Source organism: Ulvibacter antarcticus (genome assembly GCF_003688405.1).
GTDB lineage: Bacteria > Bacteroidota > Bacteroidia > Flavobacteriales > Flavobacteriaceae > Ulvibacter > Ulvibacter antarcticus.
This window is the reverse complement of the sequence record NZ_REFC01000014.1, coordinates 1-17,403: the sequence shown is the minus strand read 5'-3', so window position 1 is coordinate 17,403 and position 17,403 is coordinate 1. Positions and strand designations below refer to the sequence as shown.

17 protein-coding genes are annotated in these 17,403 nt (G+C 37.3%); 9 read left to right on the top strand and 8 right to left on the bottom strand.

Annotated elements, in window-relative coordinates:
* The first annotated feature begins 17 nt into the window (after nt 1–17).
* Together BXY75_RS11830 and fabD are read left to right on the top strand one after the other, a co-directional pair.
* Nucleotides 18–863 carry a fructosamine kinase family protein gene (locus BXY75_RS11830; protein WP_121907978.1) on the top strand — a complete coding sequence of 282 codons (846 nt, stop codon included), beginning with the start codon at nt 18–20 and terminating at the stop codon, nt 861–863.
* Nucleotides 864–943: 80 nt separating this feature from the next.
* A complete protein-coding gene (gene fabD, locus BXY75_RS11825) occupies nt 944–1,825 on the top strand; it encodes an ACP S-malonyltransferase (RefSeq protein ID WP_121907977.1) in 882 nt (293 codons plus the stop codon).
* Between the two features lie 28 nt (nt 1,826–1,853).
* Here fabD and BXY75_RS17290 read toward each other — a convergent pair whose 3' ends face one another.
* From BXY75_RS17290 to BXY75_RS11810, 3 genes are all read right to left on the bottom strand, one after another.
* Entirely contained in the window at nt 1,854–2,045 is a 192-nt protein-coding gene (locus tag BXY75_RS17290) for a hypothetical protein (RefSeq protein WP_121908421.1), read from the bottom strand.
* Nucleotides 2,046–2,444: 399 nt separating this feature from the next.
* Nucleotides 2,445–3,464 carry a UDP-glucose 4-epimerase GalE gene (gene galE, locus BXY75_RS11815; RefSeq protein ID WP_121907976.1) on the bottom strand — a complete coding sequence of 340 codons (1,020 nt, stop codon included), beginning with the start codon at nt 3,462–3,464 and terminating at the stop codon, nt 2,445–2,447.
* Nucleotides 3,465–3,487: 23 nt separating this feature from the next.
* A complete protein-coding gene (locus BXY75_RS11810) occupies nt 3,488–4,645 on the bottom strand; it encodes a DegT/DnrJ/EryC1/StrS family aminotransferase (RefSeq protein WP_121907975.1) in 1,158 nt (385 codons plus the stop codon).
* A gap of 182 nt (nt 4,646–4,827) precedes the next feature.
* Between BXY75_RS11810 and BXY75_RS11805 the strand changes: the two genes are divergently transcribed.
* Nucleotides 4,828–6,024: a 3-deoxy-D-manno-octulosonic acid transferase gene (locus BXY75_RS11805; protein WP_317125248.1), complete on the top strand. Its 1,197-nt coding sequence runs from the start codon at nt 4,828–4,830 to the stop codon at nt 6,022–6,024.
* On the opposite strand, the gene BXY75_RS11800 is transcribed toward BXY75_RS11805, so the two are convergent.
* Nucleotides 6,001–6,654 carry a DUF2461 domain-containing protein gene (locus BXY75_RS11800; protein WP_121907973.1) on the bottom strand — a complete coding sequence of 218 codons (654 nt, stop codon included), beginning with the start codon at nt 6,652–6,654 and terminating at the stop codon, nt 6,001–6,003. The genes BXY75_RS11805 and BXY75_RS11800 overlap by 24 nt on opposite strands.
* A gap of 118 nt (nt 6,655–6,772) precedes the next feature.
* On the opposite strand from BXY75_RS11800, the gene BXY75_RS11795 reads away from it, so the two are divergent.
* Genes BXY75_RS11795 through BXY75_RS11785 form a run of 3 tightly spaced genes read left to right on the top strand, consistent with a single transcriptional unit; the run spans nt 6,773 to nt 7,515 of the window.
* On the top strand, nt 6,773–6,988 hold the full coding sequence (locus tag BXY75_RS11795) for a hypothetical protein (protein WP_121907972.1): 216 nt from the start codon (nt 6,773–6,775) through the stop codon (nt 6,986–6,988).
* A gap of 26 nt (nt 6,989–7,014) precedes the next feature.
* Nucleotides 7,015–7,224: a hypothetical protein gene (locus BXY75_RS11790; protein ID WP_121907971.1), complete on the top strand. Its 210-nt coding sequence runs from the start codon at nt 7,015–7,017 to the stop codon at nt 7,222–7,224.
* Between the two features lie 54 nt (nt 7,225–7,278).
* Nucleotides 7,279–7,515, top strand: a complete 237-nt coding sequence (locus BXY75_RS11785) for a hypothetical protein (protein ID WP_121907970.1) — start codon at nt 7,279–7,281, stop codon at nt 7,513–7,515.
* 48 nt (nt 7,516–7,563) lie between these two features.
* Here the strand turns inward: BXY75_RS11785 and BXY75_RS11780 are convergent, their stop codons facing one another.
* A complete protein-coding gene (locus BXY75_RS11780) occupies nt 7,564–8,334 on the bottom strand; it encodes a LexA family transcriptional regulator (protein ID WP_121907969.1) in 771 nt (256 codons plus the stop codon).
* A 102-nt stretch (nt 8,335–8,436) separates the two neighbouring features.
* On the opposite strand from BXY75_RS11780, the gene BXY75_RS11775 reads away from it, so the two are divergent.
* The 3 genes from BXY75_RS11775 (at nt 8,437) to BXY75_RS11765 (ending at nt 10,990) form a co-directional block, all read left to right on the top strand.
* Complete coding sequence (locus tag BXY75_RS11775; RefSeq protein WP_121907968.1) at nt 8,437–9,720, top strand: putative DNA modification/repair radical SAM protein; 1,284 nt, start codon at nt 8,437–8,439, stop codon at nt 9,718–9,720.
* A complete protein-coding gene (locus tag BXY75_RS11770) occupies nt 9,717–10,484 on the top strand; it encodes a TIGR03915 family putative DNA repair protein (RefSeq protein WP_121907967.1) in 768 nt (255 codons plus the stop codon). Before BXY75_RS11775 ends, BXY75_RS11770 begins: the two co-directional genes overlap by 4 nt.
* Before the next feature lie 269 nt (nt 10,485–10,753).
* On the top strand, nt 10,754–10,990 hold the full coding sequence (locus BXY75_RS11765) for a hypothetical protein (RefSeq protein ID WP_121907966.1): 237 nt from the start codon (nt 10,754–10,756) through the stop codon (nt 10,988–10,990).
* 69 nt (nt 10,991–11,059) lie between these two features.
* Here BXY75_RS11765 and BXY75_RS11760 read toward each other — a convergent pair whose 3' ends face one another.
* The 3 genes from BXY75_RS11760 to BXY75_RS11750 form a co-directional block, all read right to left on the bottom strand.
* The gene (locus BXY75_RS11760) at nt 11,060–13,018 is read right to left on the bottom strand and encodes an OmpA family protein (protein WP_121907965.1); all 1,959 of its coding nucleotides are present in this window, start codon (nt 13,016–13,018) and stop codon (nt 11,060–11,062) included.
* A gap of 20 nt (nt 13,019–13,038) precedes the next feature.
* Nucleotides 13,039–13,995: a PorP/SprF family type IX secretion system membrane protein gene (locus BXY75_RS11755; protein ID WP_121907964.1), complete on the bottom strand. Its 957-nt coding sequence runs from the start codon at nt 13,993–13,995 to the stop codon at nt 13,039–13,041.
* A gap of 54 nt (nt 13,996–14,049) precedes the next feature.
* Nucleotides 14,050–17,403: T9SS type B sorting domain-containing protein (locus BXY75_RS11750; protein ID WP_147437275.1), on the bottom strand; the 3,354-nt coding region annotated here is incomplete at its 5' end.

Sequence of the window (17,403 nt, the reverse complement as noted above, 5' to 3'; positions counted from 1 at the left end):
TTATCTAAGTGGTTATAATGGATCGCATTGTTCAACATATAGCAACAAAATATAAGCTAGATATAAAATCTGTAACACCCTTATCAGGCGGTGATATCAATAAAGTTTTTAAGCTGAAATGCGCTTCGGAAGACGTTGTTATTAAACTCAGTAACAAGTCGGAGTTCCATGCTATGTTTGAAACTGAAGCCAAAGGCTTAGAACTTTTGCAATCTACCAGAAGTTTTCGAATACCTAAGGTGATTGGAACAGGTGATTTTGTAGATGAAACATATCTCCTTTTAGAATATATTCCCCATGGAACCCCTTCACCTGATTTCGATTTAAAATTTGCCAACAATTTAGTTATGCTTCATCAAAATACGCAGCGACATTTTGGACTCCCATATTCCAATTACATAGGAAGTTTACCGCAATACAACGGCGAAGAATCAACAGCTACAGGGTTTTATATTGATCAACGATTACAACCTCAACTTGAAATCGCGTATGATTTAGGCTTTCAATTTCCAAATATTGATCTTTTCTTCGGAAATATTACTGATGAAATTCCAGAGGAGCCTCCGGCTTTAATTCATGGTGATCTATGGAGTGGTAATTTTTTGATCGCTTCGGAAGGGTCTCCGGTATTGATTGACCCAGCAGTATCGTTTGCGATTCGCGAGATGGACCTAGGAATGATGAAGCTATTCGGTGGTTTTTCCGAAGCCATTTATTCAGAATATAACAACATATTTCCATTAGTTGAAAATTGGGAAAATCGGATTCAAATCTGGCAATTGTATTACTTGCTGGTGCATTTAAATCTGTTTGGGAGTGGCTATTATTCACAAGTAAAAAGCATTATAAAAAGATATTCATAGAATAAATTATATTTTTGTCATTAACTAATCAATAAGACCCAAAGAAAGAAATATCTTCCCGGTTTTTTAAACTAGAATTCATGAAAGCATATATATTTCCAGGACAAGGAGCTCAATTCACAGGAATGGGGCTCGACCTTTACGATAATTCTCAAAAAGCAAGAGCTCTTTTTAATCAGGCGAATGAAATTTTAGGGTTTGACATCACTAAAATTATGTTCGAAGGAACAGCAGAGGAATTAAAAGAAACTAAGGTTACACAGCCAGCTATTTTTCTACATTCTACTATTTTTGCTGAAGTAATGGGTGATTCATTTCAACCAGATATGGTGGCAGGTCATTCACTTGGTGAAATCTCGGCACTTGTTGCAAATAGAACTCTTGCATTTAGCGACGGACTTCAATTGGTTTATAAAAGAGCACTGGCTATGCAAAAAGCCTGCGAACTTACGCCATCCACAATGGCAGCTGTATTAGGTCTGGATGATAATATCGTTGAAGAAATTTGTGCAAAAACACCAGGAATCGTAGTTGCCGCCAATTACAACTGTCCAGGTCAATTGGTGATCTCAGGTGATATTCAAGCTGTAAGTACCGCATGCGAATCATTGAAAGAAGCTGGCGCGAGAAGAGCATTGATGCTACCCGTGGGAGGTGCTTTTCATAGTCCGTTAATGGAACCAGCCCGAGAGGAATTAGCCGCTGCCATAGAACAAACAATCTTTACTGCTCCCGCATGCCCTATCTATCAAAATGTAGGTGCGATTGCGGTGACCAATGCAGAGATAATAAAAAAGAATCTTATTGATCAGCTTACTGCGCCTGTAAAATGGACACAGAGTATACAAAATATGATTAAGGACGGCGCCACTCATTTTACCGAGGTAGGACCCGGGAATGTACTTCAAGGATTGGTGAAGAAAATCGATCAAAGTGCCGAGACATCTAAAGCAGAATTATAAAAAAAAGCCCTCTGATGAGGGCTTTTTTTTATGCATTTAGAACACAGTGTTCACAGTCTTTCGTTTCCCCGTAATACGTTTCCCTATATTTATGAAGCGTTTTAAATGGAATGCTTAAAAATGTCTTTTTAATATAAACCACTTTCGTAGTGAGCATTCCCATATTTTCGGTAAATCTCTTTTCCTTTTTCGTTTTTCTCTTTACTGATATCAATCTCATGTCCTTTTCTTTCAGGTGCAAAGGTTGAAAAAGAAGGGTGCAAATACAAAAGCTGGGAGTTAAACCTTCGTTAAACCATGTTAACATAAGGAACCAAATAAAAAAAATCTCCGTGGGACGGAGATTTTTTCTGAGGAATTCCACCCCGCAGGGTGGGGTATATATAAATTAGGGTTGTGTTAGTTAGTATTCAATAACAATTCCTAAATTTCATTTATGATGAAATCTCTGAAAAAAACAACGCAAGTAATTATAGCTCTCACAATAACAGCACTTTAAACAACTTAGTTTATTGTTTTATCTATAAATAGCAAATTGTATACAAAGTAAAAAGTGTGTAATAAATACACATAATTGTATAATTATTACACACTTTTTGGATACCTATGACTTATATCCCTAGATTTTTCGGACTTTTTTTTCCCATTTCCATGCGGACGCCAAGGCATCTTCCATGGTTTTCTCCGATTTCCAGCCAAGTTCTTTGTTCGCTTTCTCCGTATCCGCGAATACAGCTTCCACATCACCTGGACGCCGATCCACTATTTTATAATTTAAGGATTGATTGGTCACTTTTTCAAAAGCATTAATCACTTCCATCACAGAGCTTCCTCGACCTGTTCCAACATTGAATATTTCAAAAGCATCTGTATTTTGATCATTAAGCAATCGCTTCAGAGCAATTACATGAGCCTTTGCAAGGTCAACTACATGAATATAATCACGTACACAGGTTCCATCATCTGTATTGTAATCATTTCCGAAGACCATTAACTGCTCCCTTAAATTTGCTGCAGTTTGCGTAATAAATGGCACCAAATTTTGAGGAACACCTACGGGCAATTCACCAATTTGAGTAGAATGGTGTGCACCTATTGGATTAAAATAACGTAAAGCGATTGATTTCATTTCGGTAACAGCACAGGTGTCGGCAATTATTTCTTCACTTATCTGCTTGGTATTACCATAAGGCGAAGTGGCTACCTTTACCGGTGCGTTCTCGGTAATAGGTAATGAATCCGGCTCCCCGTAAACAGTGCAAGAAGAACTAAAAATAAAATTGTTAATATGATGTGCTTTGCTTTCCTGAAGCAAATATATAAGCGTATGTAGGTTGTTCTCGTAATACAATAATGGGTTTTCAACACTTTCGCCGACTGCTTTACTCGCAGCAAAATGAATAATTCCATCTATTGAAGTATGCTTTTTAAAAAACTTGGAAACATCCGCTTTATTTCTAAGGTCAAGTTTTGCGAAAGTTGGAGACACTCCTGTTATCGTTATTATACCATCAAGTACTTCCAGTGTAGAATTGGAAAGGTTATCGATAATTATCACCTCGAATCCAGCGTTTTGAAGTTCTACAACAGTATGAGAACCAATATAACCCAAGCCGCCCGTTACAAGTATTTTTTTCATGTTTTTCAAATTACTTTGACACCCTATTTGGTTACAAAATCGATAATCGTTTTTGTAATAAACTCAATCTGTTCAGTATCGAGTTCTGTATGCATAGGTAGTGAAATCACTTCTTTTACTAATTGGTTGGCTACTGGAAAGTCCGACTCCTTGTAACGAGAATCGGCATACGCCTTTTGACTGTGTAAAGGAATGGGATAATAAACTCCACAAGGGATATTATGTTCGCTTAAATGTTTAACCAGTGCATCCCTGTTAGCTGTTAAAATGCGCAGCGTATATTGATGAAAAACATGACAGTCGCAGGTGTCACAAATGCTATTTCCAGCATCGCAAAAACCGGTAGGTGTCACTATGCTTTCAATTCCTTTGAAAGCCTCTGTATATTGTCTAGCTGCATTTCTTCTGGATTCGTTATAAGTATCCAAATTTGGTAATTTCGCTCGTAACACGGCTGCTTGAATAGAATCTAATCTGGAATTTACACCAACCACATCGTGATGATAACGTTCGTACATTCCGTGGTTTACAATACCTCTAATGGAATGTGCCAGAGCGTCGTCATTCGTGAAAATAGCTCCTCCATCACCATAACAACCTAGGTTTTTTGAAGGGAAAAATGATGTTGACGCTATGTGTCCAATAGTTCCGCTCTTTTTCTTGCTACCATCTTTTGAAGTATAATCGGCTCCTATTCCTTGTGCATTGTCTTCTATTACGAACAAATTATGTTGTTCGGCGATTTCCATAATTTCATCCATATTGGCCGATAAGCCAAATAAATGAACTGGTACAATCGCCTTCGTTTTTGGCGTTATGGCCCTTTTAATTGCTTCAATATCGATATTGAAATTTACGGGATCCACATCAACCAAAACAGGAGTTAGCTGTAATAAAGCAATCACTTCAACCGTTGCGGCGAAAGTGAAATCGGCTGTGATCACCTCATCTCCGGGCTTTAAACCGAGGCCCATCATTGCAATTTGCAACGCATCGGTACCATTAGCACATGGAATGACATGTTTCACACCTAAATAATCCTCTAGTTCTTTTTGGAAATTATGCACTTCAGGACCATTGATGAAAGCAGTGCTTTCAATAACTTCACTGATCGATCGATCTACTCGCTCTTTTATGCTTTGATATTGACCTTTTAGGTCAACCATTTGTATTTTTCGCATAGGTTTTCTGAAAAAATTCGTTACAATGCCGTAAAATTACGAAAATAGAAAACGGTAGCCAATGTAATTAATCAAAGAAGCGTATTTTAGCTTTTCAGTTATAGCTCATGCGAATTTTATACAATTATTTAACCAAAATAAGTTACATTTTTCTTTACGGTGCCGGGTTAATTAGCCCGAAGATGAGACTTTTTATGCAAGGAAGAAAGGGCGTTTTCGAAACACTTCTCAAGCAAATCGACGAAAATGACAAGACTATCTGGTTTCATTGTGCTTCATTGGGAGAATTTGAACAAGGGGTCCCTATTATTGAAGCCGTTAAGGTTTTACTGCCGAAGTACAAGATCGTAATCTCATTTTTTTCACCCTCAGGTTTTGAAGTGAAAAAAAACACCTCTCTTGCTGATGTAGTAGTCTACTTACCTCTAGACACTCGTTCAAATGCGAAAAAATTTATAGAAGCTGTTCATCCTTCACTTGCTGTATTTGTGAAATATGAATTCTGGCCAAACTACCTTTTTGAACTCGAAAAAGCTAATATTCCAACATTGTTAGTATCGGGATTATTCAGACCTGAGCAGGTGTTTTTTAAATCCTACGGTAGCTTTATGCGAAAAGCACTAGGGAGTTTCGACCATATTTTTATTCAGAATGAGAGCTCAAAAGATTTGTTAGCGAAGCTCGATATTACTAAAACTACTATGAGTGGAGACACTAGATTTGATAGGGTTTCTCATCAGATCGAGCAGGATAATACTATTGAATGGCTGCAAATTTTTAAAGGCGATACTCTCTGTATTGTCTGCGGGAGTACCTGGCCAAAGGATGAGGCGGTGTTATTGGATTATATAAACGCTTCGGAAGGAGTTAAATTCGTGATCGCGCCACACAAGATTGATGAGAGAAAAATCGAAGCTTTCCGAAGTAAGATCAATAAAAACGTCATTCTTTATTCCGAATTAAAGTCGGAAGGAGCTCTTTCGGAAGCATCCGTTTTAGAGTCGGCAGCTGTATTTATTATTGACATTATTGGCTTACTCACTAAGATTTACAGTTATGCAGATATTGCCTATGTAGGTGGGGCCATGGGGAAAACGGGCTTGCATAATATCCTTGAACCGGCCACCTTCGGAATACCGGTAATTATTGGAAAGAATTTTGATGATTTTCCTGAAGCCAAACGATTGCAGCAACTAGCAGGGCTTTTTTCTGTTTCTAATTCTGAAGAATGCACTCAAGTTCTAAGCAAACTTGTAAAGGATAATTCCTTCCGAAGTAAAACAGGAATGATAGCCGGTCATTTTATTAATAACAATACAGGAGCTACCAAAAAGGTACTAGCACATATTGAAAATTTACACCGAGACGGCCTTATTTAAATATCTTCGGAAAGGCAACATTTCTTTATAAACCTCTATTACTCTATCGTCGAAATTAGAGTTAGCCACTTCTTTTTCAGAAAAAGAACAACTCACAGCAAACGACTTCCGTCTCAATAGCTCAATATGTTTATGATCTTGAGCGTATCCTCTTGGAGCTGTTTTCAACACAACACCCTCGATCATATCACCAAACATCTTCTTGAAACTTTTTTTATTCAATATCTTAAAAAAATCATCCCCGTTATAATCGATCGCTTCACGAATACTTTTAAGCTTTTTGGAAGATGGATGCCAATAACCTCCACCAATGTAAGCGCCATTTAAACCTATTTCTATATAAAAATCCCCTTCTTTACTTTGTTGATCCAAACCAGCACCAAAATGATCTTTATAAATAGGTTTAGTGGGATGGAACATGAGATTGTTATTGATGCGGTTGATTGCCTTCTTTCCCGGAGTATCGAAATAATTAGGATCGATCGCTGCCAATTTATCGTTCATAGCTTCTAGCCATTCAATATAAAAATCTCTAACATCATAATACTCCTTTCTATGAAGATCCATCCATTCTTTATTGTTATTCAATTGAAGTGTAGCAAGGAAATCACGTAATTGATGGAAGGACATAAAAAGAAATTTCAGGTTTTGTATTGGCAAATATATAAGTAAACTTTAATAAAATTTTATCATCTCTAAATGTTAAAATTTGTAGATTTGCTCAAATAATTAACATTTTCAATCAAATATGAAAAACACAATAATCATTCTTACTTTAGTATTTTCAACCTTTTTTGTTAGTTCTTGTAGAGAAACCAAAACGGAAACTAAAACAGTAATAAAAGAAGTGCAAGTTGAAACTAAAGAAAAAGGAAGCATTCTTGAAAGAACCGCGAAGGAAATTGACAAGGAAGTCAACGAAGAAGTGGACAAGGCTATAGATAAAATAGGGAATGACGATTAATTATAAACACTAACACTATATATATCATGAAGAAATTAATTTTAAGTTTAGCATTGGTTTTTGCTTTTGGAACAACTTTAACTTCCTGTAGAGACACGAAAAAAGAAGAAGTAGAAATCAATATCGACGACAATGACGATGTACAAGATGTTATTGACGACGTTGAAGACGCTGTTAACGAAGGCGTTGATGAAATAAAGGAGAACACAGGTACAGGTGGAACTGATGACAACTAATGTTGCAACCATCAATATCCTTTTACTATAATTAATATTAAATCAACAATCGATATGAAAAAAATAGCATTTATTGCTTTAACCGCATTATTTTTAGGAACATCATTAACTTCTTGTAGAGAGCAAAAATCTGAGAAAGAAACGCTCATTGAAGAAATGAAAGCAGATGGAGCCGACATTAAAATAAAAGATGGCGGTGATAAAATAAAAATGGAAACTGATGATAAGGAAGTCAAAATAAAGACTGACGACGACGGAAACGTTAAGATCAAAGTCGACGATAACGATTAATCAGTCATCCAATCAAACAAAAAGCGACTCTAAGAAGAGTCGCTTTTTTTATGTGTTTAGGTTATTAATTTGACCTTTTAATTCTTCCATGGATTGTTGCAGCTGTCGTAAAAGACCACTTTCTGTAGGTTCATCGATTCCGAAAGTGAGTTTGCTATTAACCATCCACAGTTCCTGAATATCGTTGATATCTACATTTATTGGCAGGTAATCTTCATTTAAGGAAATAAGTCGAACTTTATCCGGTGCGTTAGGCACTTTTTGCAATTTCTTTACAAGTACCGAATCATGTAATACAACAATGTATATTTTACTATCGCTGGCTTCAGAAATAGAAGGTACTGCTCTACCAAGTACCCACTCATTAGGACGAATATTAGGAAGCATACTATCCCCTTCCACTTGAAAACCTCTATAAGTTGCATTTCTATACTCTGGCAGAGGAATATTAAATGCGGGCAGGCTTTCATACCAATCAACATCCTGTATATTATGTGGATATCCGGCAGCAGCTTTTTGGTTTACTAGTAGAATAGTCTCTTTATCTTCTTTGTCAATACTAATCACTTTTGGACTTACATCTCCGCCATTGACATTTACAAATTGTGTGAAACTTTTTCCGAAGAGCCACAACGGATTAATATTGAATTGACGTAGTAATTCCATTACTACTTTTCCAGACAGCTTGGTCTTTCCTCGTTCAATATCGGCCGTACCGCTTTTTATTCCCAAAATTTCTGCAAATGATTGTTGCGTATGATGCAATTCTTCACGTAGTTTTTTAAAACGTCTAGCCTCAATTGATAACTTTGTGTCCATACTCAAAAATACAATTTTTTGGAATAGTTCCTAATTTTTTATGGATTATTTCCGTTTTAATTGGAAATAATCCATAATTTTGTATTTATTCCAATATACGCTATGAATTTTGAACGAATAAAAGAAAAATTAAACATCCTTGCTGATGCTGCAAAATACGATGTTTCCTGCTCCTCCAGTGGCAGTAAAAGAGCTAATAAAAATAAAGGTCTTGGAGATAGTAGTGGTATGGGTATTTGCCATACTTATTCCGAAGATGGACGTTGTGTTTCCCTTTTAAAAATACTACTTACAAACCATTGTATTTTTGATTGTGCTTACTGTGTTACGCGAAAAAGTAATGATATTAAAAGAGCTGCCTTTAAAGTTCAGGAAGTAGTTGATCTTACCATAAATTTCTATCGAAGAAATTACATTGAAGGGCTCTTTTTAAGCAGCGGTATTTTTAAAAATGCAGATTATACCATGGAGCGCTTGATTTCAGTGGCTAAGAAGCTCAGGGAAGAAGAAAATTTTAACGGCTACATTCATCTGAAATCGATTCCCGGGGCTAGTGATGAACTCATGCGCGAAGCCGGTTTGTACGCCGATAGACTGAGTGTGAATATTGAAATACCTTCAGAAAAAGGGCTAAAACTCTTGGCGCCAGAGAAAAACAGAAAGGATTTTATCCAGCCTATGGAAAAGGTGAAAAATGAAATTCTTCAGTATAAAAGTGAAAAGAAACTTATAAAAAGTACACCACTCTATGCACCCGCCGGCCAAAGCACTCAAATGATCGTTGGCGCAAGTGGTGAAACCGATGCAGAAATCATGTATACGTCTGCCTATTTTTATAAAAATTTTAATCTAAAGCGGGTCTACTATTCCGGCTATATTCCTATTAGTTATGATACACGCTTACCCAGCATCGGCACAGAAGTTCCGCTTCTCAGAGAAAATCGGTTGTATCAAACCGACTGGTTACTTCGCTTTTATGGTTTTGATGTACGAGAATTGCTGAATAAAGAATATCCAAATTTAGATTCAGATATAGATCCGAAACTAAGTTGGGCGTTGCGAAATTTGGAACAATTTCCCATCGACATTAATAAAGCCGATAAAAGAATGTTAGCCAGAATTCCCGGTATTGGCATGAAATCGGTGTATAAAATAATACAGGCCCGACGTTTCAGAAACTTGACACTAGAACACTTAAAAGCTATTGGAATCGCCCTTAACCGAGCGAAATATTTCATAGTTTGTAACTCCCGTGATTTTGAAATCAAGGATCGAACTGCCGCGCAAATAAAGGGGCTTATTTTACAAGAATCGAATAGTAAGTTTAGAGGTGCGTACAGTCAACAACTCAATTTGTTTGAAACCAACAAGCTGACATCTGCATGAAGAAAATTTTAGTTTATGATGGAAGTTTCGATGGATTTTTGACTGCCGTTTTTACTATATATGAAGAGAAAATTCCGCTAGCGAGCATTCAGACCAAAAGGATAGCTTCGGAAAATTTTTTCGATACGCTCGAAACCGTTTTTACAGATAGAATCAAGGCAGAACGTGTATGGAAGGGAATTTGCCGTTATTTCTCTTCGGAAGGAAGACAGCAACTCTACAAAGCTTTTTTAAGTGAAATAACAGGAGTAGAAGACACAATGCTTTATGTAATTCGGAAGGCTTTTTCAGCGAAACAAAAAATAGAAAGCAATTTTACTGATCCACATATACTGAAGATTTCAAAAATTGCGAAAAGCGTAAGTCGTGAAAAGCACCGTATGGATGCCTTTGTTAGATTCAGACTTACCAAGGATGGAGTCTATTTAAGCACTATCGAACCCGATTTCAACGTGCTGCCTTTAAACGCCAAGCATTTTAAAAACAGGTATGCAGATCAAAAATGGATAATTTATGATTTGAAAAGAAATTACGGATTGTATTATGACCTGGAAAATGTAAATACGATCGAGATTGAGCTTACTGATGATGTAAATCTAAATAGTAATAAGCAGGTTTTCTTTACTTCAGAAGAAATCGAATACGAAGAATTATGGAAGAATTATTTCAAGAGTACTAATATTGTTTCTCGAAAAAACACAAAACTTCATTTACGTCACGTTCCGAAGCGCTATTGGAAATATTTAAGCGAAAAAGCGTACTAAGAAAAACCCCAATCAGCATTCTTATTTATAATATTATTATTCTAAGTCATTGACATTAAAGGACAAAAAACTTGAAATGACAACGACACTAATTAGAATGCACTCTAAAAAACACCAGAAGCGAATTAAAATTTCCGCGAAGACTCTCGATGTAACTTTGTAAGAATAAACAAGGGTATTATTTGTAACAAAAAATAAGAACCATAGATTATCATATCGTTAAAAAGAGTACTTTTGCGCGAAATATTAATCACTAATTTACATCAACAATGAAAAAATTAATTTTATCCCTTGCATCATTATGCTTAGTGCTTTCGATCTATTCTTGTAGAGAAACTACTGAAGAAAAAGCAGCTGATGCTTTAGAGAATGCAGTAGAAGACACTCAATCAAACTTAGAAAAGGCTGGTGATGCAATTGAAGAAGCAGTCGAAGATACAGGAGACGCTATTGAAGAAGGCGTACAGGAAGTTAAAGACGAAGTTGAAGGAAACGACGACAACTAATATTTTTCAAGCACAATAAAAAACCCCTTACTTAACTGTAAGGGGTTTTTTTATTATTTAAATGTAGGCCTAATTTGCAACTACTATAAATTCTGATCTACGATTTTCTTCATGTACGTAATCGGCACATTGTACACCATTTGAACATTGATTAACCAGAGCAGTTTCACCATAACCATTACCTGTAACACGGGATCTGTTTATTCCACCTGTTTCAACAATATAATTCATAGTCGCATGTGCTCTTCTTTCAGAAAGAATTTTATTATACGAATCTTTTCCGCGACTGTCTGTATGTGACCTTACGTCAATTTTCATGGTCGGATACTCTTTTAGAACCGCAATTACTTTTTGTAATTCTAAGGCAGCATCTTTTCGAATATTGTAGCGATCCAGATCAAAATAAATTGGATTGAGATTCAATATTTTTGCAAGATCACTTCCAACTTTGATTGGGCTAACAGTAAGATCCTGGCCTTTCTTAAGTTGTAATTTTCTTTCCAGTTTTATATTATTCTCTGAGCTACTGGCCAGCGTTTTTTCTTCAGTCGAATATCCATCCTTCGTTGACCGTACAGAGTAGGCTTTACTGCAGTCCAATTCGAAGCTAAATGCTCCACTGGCTGTTGAAACCGTTTCAGAAAGCATCATATTATCTTCATCCAGAAGCAATACTTTAGCATTTTCTATTGGCTGCTTACTTTTATTATCTATTACAACACCTTCAAGCTGCTGTGCACATTCGATTTCCAAAGGAGCTAATCTCTTAAAAGAATAAATATCATCATCACCTAATCCTCCCTTGCGATTGGAAGCAAAATAACCGCTTCCATCATTACTATCTATGATTAAAGAAAAATCATCTATATAACTGTTAATTGGTTTTCCGAGGTTATAAACTTCTTTGCCAGAGGCATTCTCATCCAAATCCATTACGAACACATCTAATCCTCCAAGACCAACATGGCCATCTGAAGAAAAATACAATTTATTGTCGGCACTCACAAATGGAAAAGTCTCACGTTCTTTCGTATTAACAGCATCTCCCAGGCTCATTGGTTCACTAAAACCTTCAGTTAGGATTTGCACTTTATACAGGTCTGACCCTCCTTTTCCACCTGGCATATCACTTGCAAAATACAAGGTTTTACCGTCTGGGCTTAAGGCAGGATGAGCAACAGAATACTGATTATTATTAAAAGGTAATTCTTCAATCTCCCAGTTTCCATTCTCTTTTTTTACACCTCTATAAAGCTTTAATCTATTGGTTCCGTTGGCGTCTTTTCTATACTTTCCTTTGGTATAATTATTTCGAGTGAAGTAAATAGTATCTCCACTTTTGGTAAATACCGCAGTCGATTCGTGGAATTTCGTATTGATTTTTCCACTTAATTCGTCAATATTTTTTTTTCCTTCGGAAGACTTATTGGAAATAATATATAGGTCTAGAAAAGGTTGTTCATTCCAGTCGTGCGTTCGTTGTCCGGCCGAATTTTCTCTTCCGTTTGAAGCAAACACTAGCTTATCCATATAATAAGATGGCGCAAAATCTGAAAGTTTAGAGTTGAAGTCGACTTTACTGACTTCAAATCTCTCTAACTCTGCTATCTTGTCTAAATATGCTCTTTCCTGTGCAAAGAAAACAGTTCGATTATCACTACCATTGATAGCGTAAAACTGTTCCATAATTTCGTTGGACGTTTCATAACGTTTCACACTCTTTAGGGATTGAGCATATCTGTATAAGTATTCGGAACTCATGTCAGATTTATAATTCTCATATAGGGCTCCATACCATTTAGCAGCACTTTCGTAATTTGCGGTGAAATAGTAAGAATCGGCTAATTTTTGAAGGATATCGGCAGAATGAAATCCGTTGTCGATAACTTTTAAGTACGCTTGTTGCGCATCTACAAAGGCATACTGTTCGTATTTTTTATTTCCTTTTTTAACCTTTCCTTCTTGTGCAAAAATTGTTGTTGTTCCAAGAAGAGCAAAAGCCAAAATTAAATTGAATGTAAATTTCATGTTTAAGTAGGTTTATTCGATTAGAAGAATCTAGGGGATACCATGTTTTCATTTTGTTTGAAGATCTCGTATCTCAAAAACACTTCAAAGGAACCGTTGTTATATCTGGATAATTCGGTTGTCTCACGATCGTAAGCGATTCCTAGCATTAACTGATCAGACAATTGAAATCCTGCCATTGCACTTATAGCTGCACTCCATCTGTAAGCGGCTCCTAATGTGAATTTTTTATTTATTAGGAAGTTAGCAGAAATGTCAACTTGCAAAGGAGCACCCTGAACTAATTTAGTTATAAAGGCGGGCTTAAATTTTAAATCTTCATTAATGTCGAAAGCATAACCCGACATAAGATAAAAGTTAATTTTTTCCTTGGCTGTTGCGCTCGAAGTACTATTAGGATCTACAGACGATTCATCAAAATGCTCTGTTTCCAAAATGTTCGGAGCACTTAATCCCAAGTAGAATTTATCGGTAAAATAATAGGCTCCTGCACCAAATTGTGGCGAGAACTTGTTGTCAATAAACACTTCAGCATCGGGATCTCCCTGGTTGTACGCGCCTTCGTATGCACGTTTACTATCGACATCAAGAAGGTGAGCTCCACCTTTTAAACCTAAGTTTAATCTTCCTTTTTCTGAAAGATGTAACGTATAGCTAAAATCAAGATCGAGATAGGTTTCCTGTGTAATAAAGATTTCATCACGCGTTGCGTTAAGTCCGAGTGACACATTTTTAGCAATTGGGGAATGCAAGGAAGCTGTATATGTTTTTGGCGTTCCTTTTATGTTATTCCCGAACCATTGATTTCTATAAAGTCCAAGAAAACTAAAAACATCTCGCGACCCTGCATATGCCGGATTAACACTTAGAGTGTTATACATATACTGCGTGTATTGCGCATCCTGCTGTGCGTTGGCGGTATAAGAGTATAACGCGAGGAGCAATAATACTAAAACAGTTAGTTTACTATTTTTCATACGTTTATTATTAAACCTGCCGAATCGGAAATCCGACAGGTATATATTTATTTATTAGTTTCTATTGATGTATAATGGACCAGCCATTTGCTTTTCGTTACCAGCGTCATTCACGTAATTCAATACGTAATAATAGGTTCCAACCGGTAGTTTTTCGGTTTCAGAAATGGTAACTCTCCCGTTAGATACTCCTCTGAAATAATTATCAGAAGTACCATAACTTCGGGCATCGAATACAAGAACTCCCCATCTATTATAGATCTTAACTCTGTTATCAGGGTACTTATCAAGTCCTCTAATAACAAACACATCGTTTAATCCATCACCGTTTGGTGTCATGATATCGTATATCTCCAATCCGTCATCGGCTGTAGTATCAACATTGTTACATTCCAGATAATCAGGAATACCGTTGTTATTTACATCTCCGGTTTCCTCACCGTTTGGAATACCATCCCCGTCAGGGATACCATCACCATCGGTGTCTTCACAATCACAATCTGCCAGTTCCCAAGCTACTGTTGGCACTGAAGTTTGACTCTCCAGAAGGTAATCACAAACTGCATTAGGATCTGTTCCGTCGATAACTTCAACTCCGTTAGGAACACCATCACCATCGCAGTCAATATCATTCCATTGACTTGAAGGATCCAGCGTTTGATCTTCAATATTGAAGTCACAAAGATCTAAAGGATTCGTTCCATTCGGTCCGGCAGTACCATCACCATCAGGATCAACTTCATTACCATTTGTAACACCATCACCGTCACAGTCTAAATTATTCCATTCTTCACTTGTTGTTAATGGATTGTTCTGACTTGTTGGTACATAATTACATGGATCGAAAATATCTGTTCCATCAATGATTTCAACACCGTTAGGTACTCCATCACCGTCACAATCAAGGTCTCCCCAATCATTATTTACTGGCAGGGTTTGGCTGTCAAGAACGAAATCACAAGGGTCTGCTGGATCTGTTCCATCAATCACTTCCTGTTCGTTTGTCACACCATCACCATCACAATCGGCGTTATCCCAATCGGTAGAAGGTGGTAAAGTCTGACTTCCAACTACAAGATCACAAGAATCATTTGGATCTGTACCATCGGCAATTTCATCACCATTGGATACTCCATCACCATCACAATCAAGATCATTCCATTCAGAACTAGTTGTTGTTGTTTGACTACCTGTTAGGTAATCACATGGATCTTGTGGATCTGTCCCATCAATAACTTCTTGTCCGTTGGTAACACCATCACCATCACAATCTGCATTCGCCCAGTCACCTCCTGTAGGTAGTGTCTGACTTGTTGCTTCATAATCACAAGGATCTTGTGGATCTGTACCATCTATTACTTCTTGTCCGTTGGTTACTCCATCACCGTCACAATCTAAATTGTTCCATTCAGATGAAGGCGTTACCGTTTGACTCAATGTGAAGTAATCACAAGGATCGGTAGGATCTGTTCCGTTTCCAATTTCCACTCCATTCACAACACCATCTCCGTCACAATCTAATGTGTTCCATTCATTTGAAGGTGTTACTGTTTGGCTTCCGAAGATAAAGTCACAAATATCTAATGGATTCGTGCCATCAATTATTTCCTGACCGTTAGTAACTCCATCGCCGTCACAGTCTGCATTATTCCAATCATTAGAAGGAGGTAATGTTTGACTTCCAACTTCAAGATCACAAGGATCTAGTGGGTTCGTACCATCAATAACCTCTTGTCCATTAGTCACTCCATCACCGTCACAATCTGCATCAGCCCAAACTGGGTTATTAGGATCTTCATCACCAGCTGTACCATCATCAGTACAAGGATCTTGAGGATCTGGATCGGTTCCATTTGGCGTTCCGTCTCCATCACAATCAAGAGCATTCCATGTTGCACTTGTAGTTCCAGTTTGACTTGTAACTAAATATTCACAAGGATCATTAGGATCTGTTCCATCTATAATTTCCTGTTCGTTTGTTACTCCATCACCGTCACAATCATTTGTAGGGAAGTCTAAACAATCTCCTACAACTACTATGATCGTTGCAGTATCACAGTTCGTTGGATTTGCGATTTCACAAATAGTATATGTCAGCGTATAAGTTCCAGCTGTTGAACCTGCTGGTACTATTACATTTCCGTCGGAATCAATTGTTACTCCAGTCAGACCTCCATTATTATCTAAAGTGATCGTGATTTCAGTATCCAATACTGGAACACCGTTCAAGGTATCGTTCAAAGTAATATCGCCTGCAACACCTCCCGTAGTTCCATTTATTGGAGTACCACTGAAGTCATCGTTTACAGCATCAATCACCAGGATTGGATCTTCAACTACAACAATAATCGTTGCAGTATCACAGTTCGTTGGAACAGCAATCTCACATATTGTGTAAGTAAGCGTATAAGTTCCTGCTGTCGCGCCTGCAGGAACAATAACATTTCCGTCGGAATCAATTGTTACTCCAGTCAGACCTCCATTATTATCTAAAGTGATCGTGATTTCAGTATCCAATACTGGAACACCGTTCAAGGTATCGTTCAAAGTAATATCGCCTGCAACACCTCCCGTAGTTCCATTTATTGGAGTACCACTGAAGTCATCGTTTACAGCATCAATCACCAGAATTGGATCTTCAACTACAACAATAATCGTTGCAGTATCACAGTTTGTTGGAACAGCAATCTCACATATTGTGTAAGTAAGCGTATACGTTCCTGCTGTCGCGCCTGCAGGAACAATAACATTTCCGTCGGAATCGATTGTTACTCCTGTAAGACCTCCATCAATATCTAAAGTGATCGTGATTTCTGTATCCAAGACAGGAACACCATTCAAGGTATCGTTTAAGGTAATATCACCTGCAACTCCACCTGTGGTTCCATTAACAGGAGACCCACTAAAGTCATCATCCACAGCATCTATCGGATCAGGATTCCCAACAACAACTGTTACTGTTGCAGTATCACAGTTCGTTGGAACTGCAATCTCACAAATCGTGTAGGTTACTGTGTATGTTCCAGGTCCTGTTCCAGGAGCTACATCTACCGTTCCATTGGCATTGACTGTCAAGGGTCCGTTCGTGTTTGGTGTGATCGTTATATCATTTGGATCAACCGCTACTCCGTTTAAAGTGTCATTATCTAATAGGCCAGTGTAAGTGATTCCATCAACTCCTTCTTGAGCAGTTGCAGTGTAATCATCATCTACTGCATCCATCGTTCCGTCTACTACTACCGTTACCGTAGCATCATTACAGTTCGTTGGAACAGCAATTTCACAAATAGTATACACTACTGTATAGGTTCCAGAGTCGGTTCCTGCTGCAACTGTTACCGTTCCATCAGCATTCACTGTCAATGGTCCAGTAGTTACTGGTGTTAAACTAACATCGTTTGGATCTAA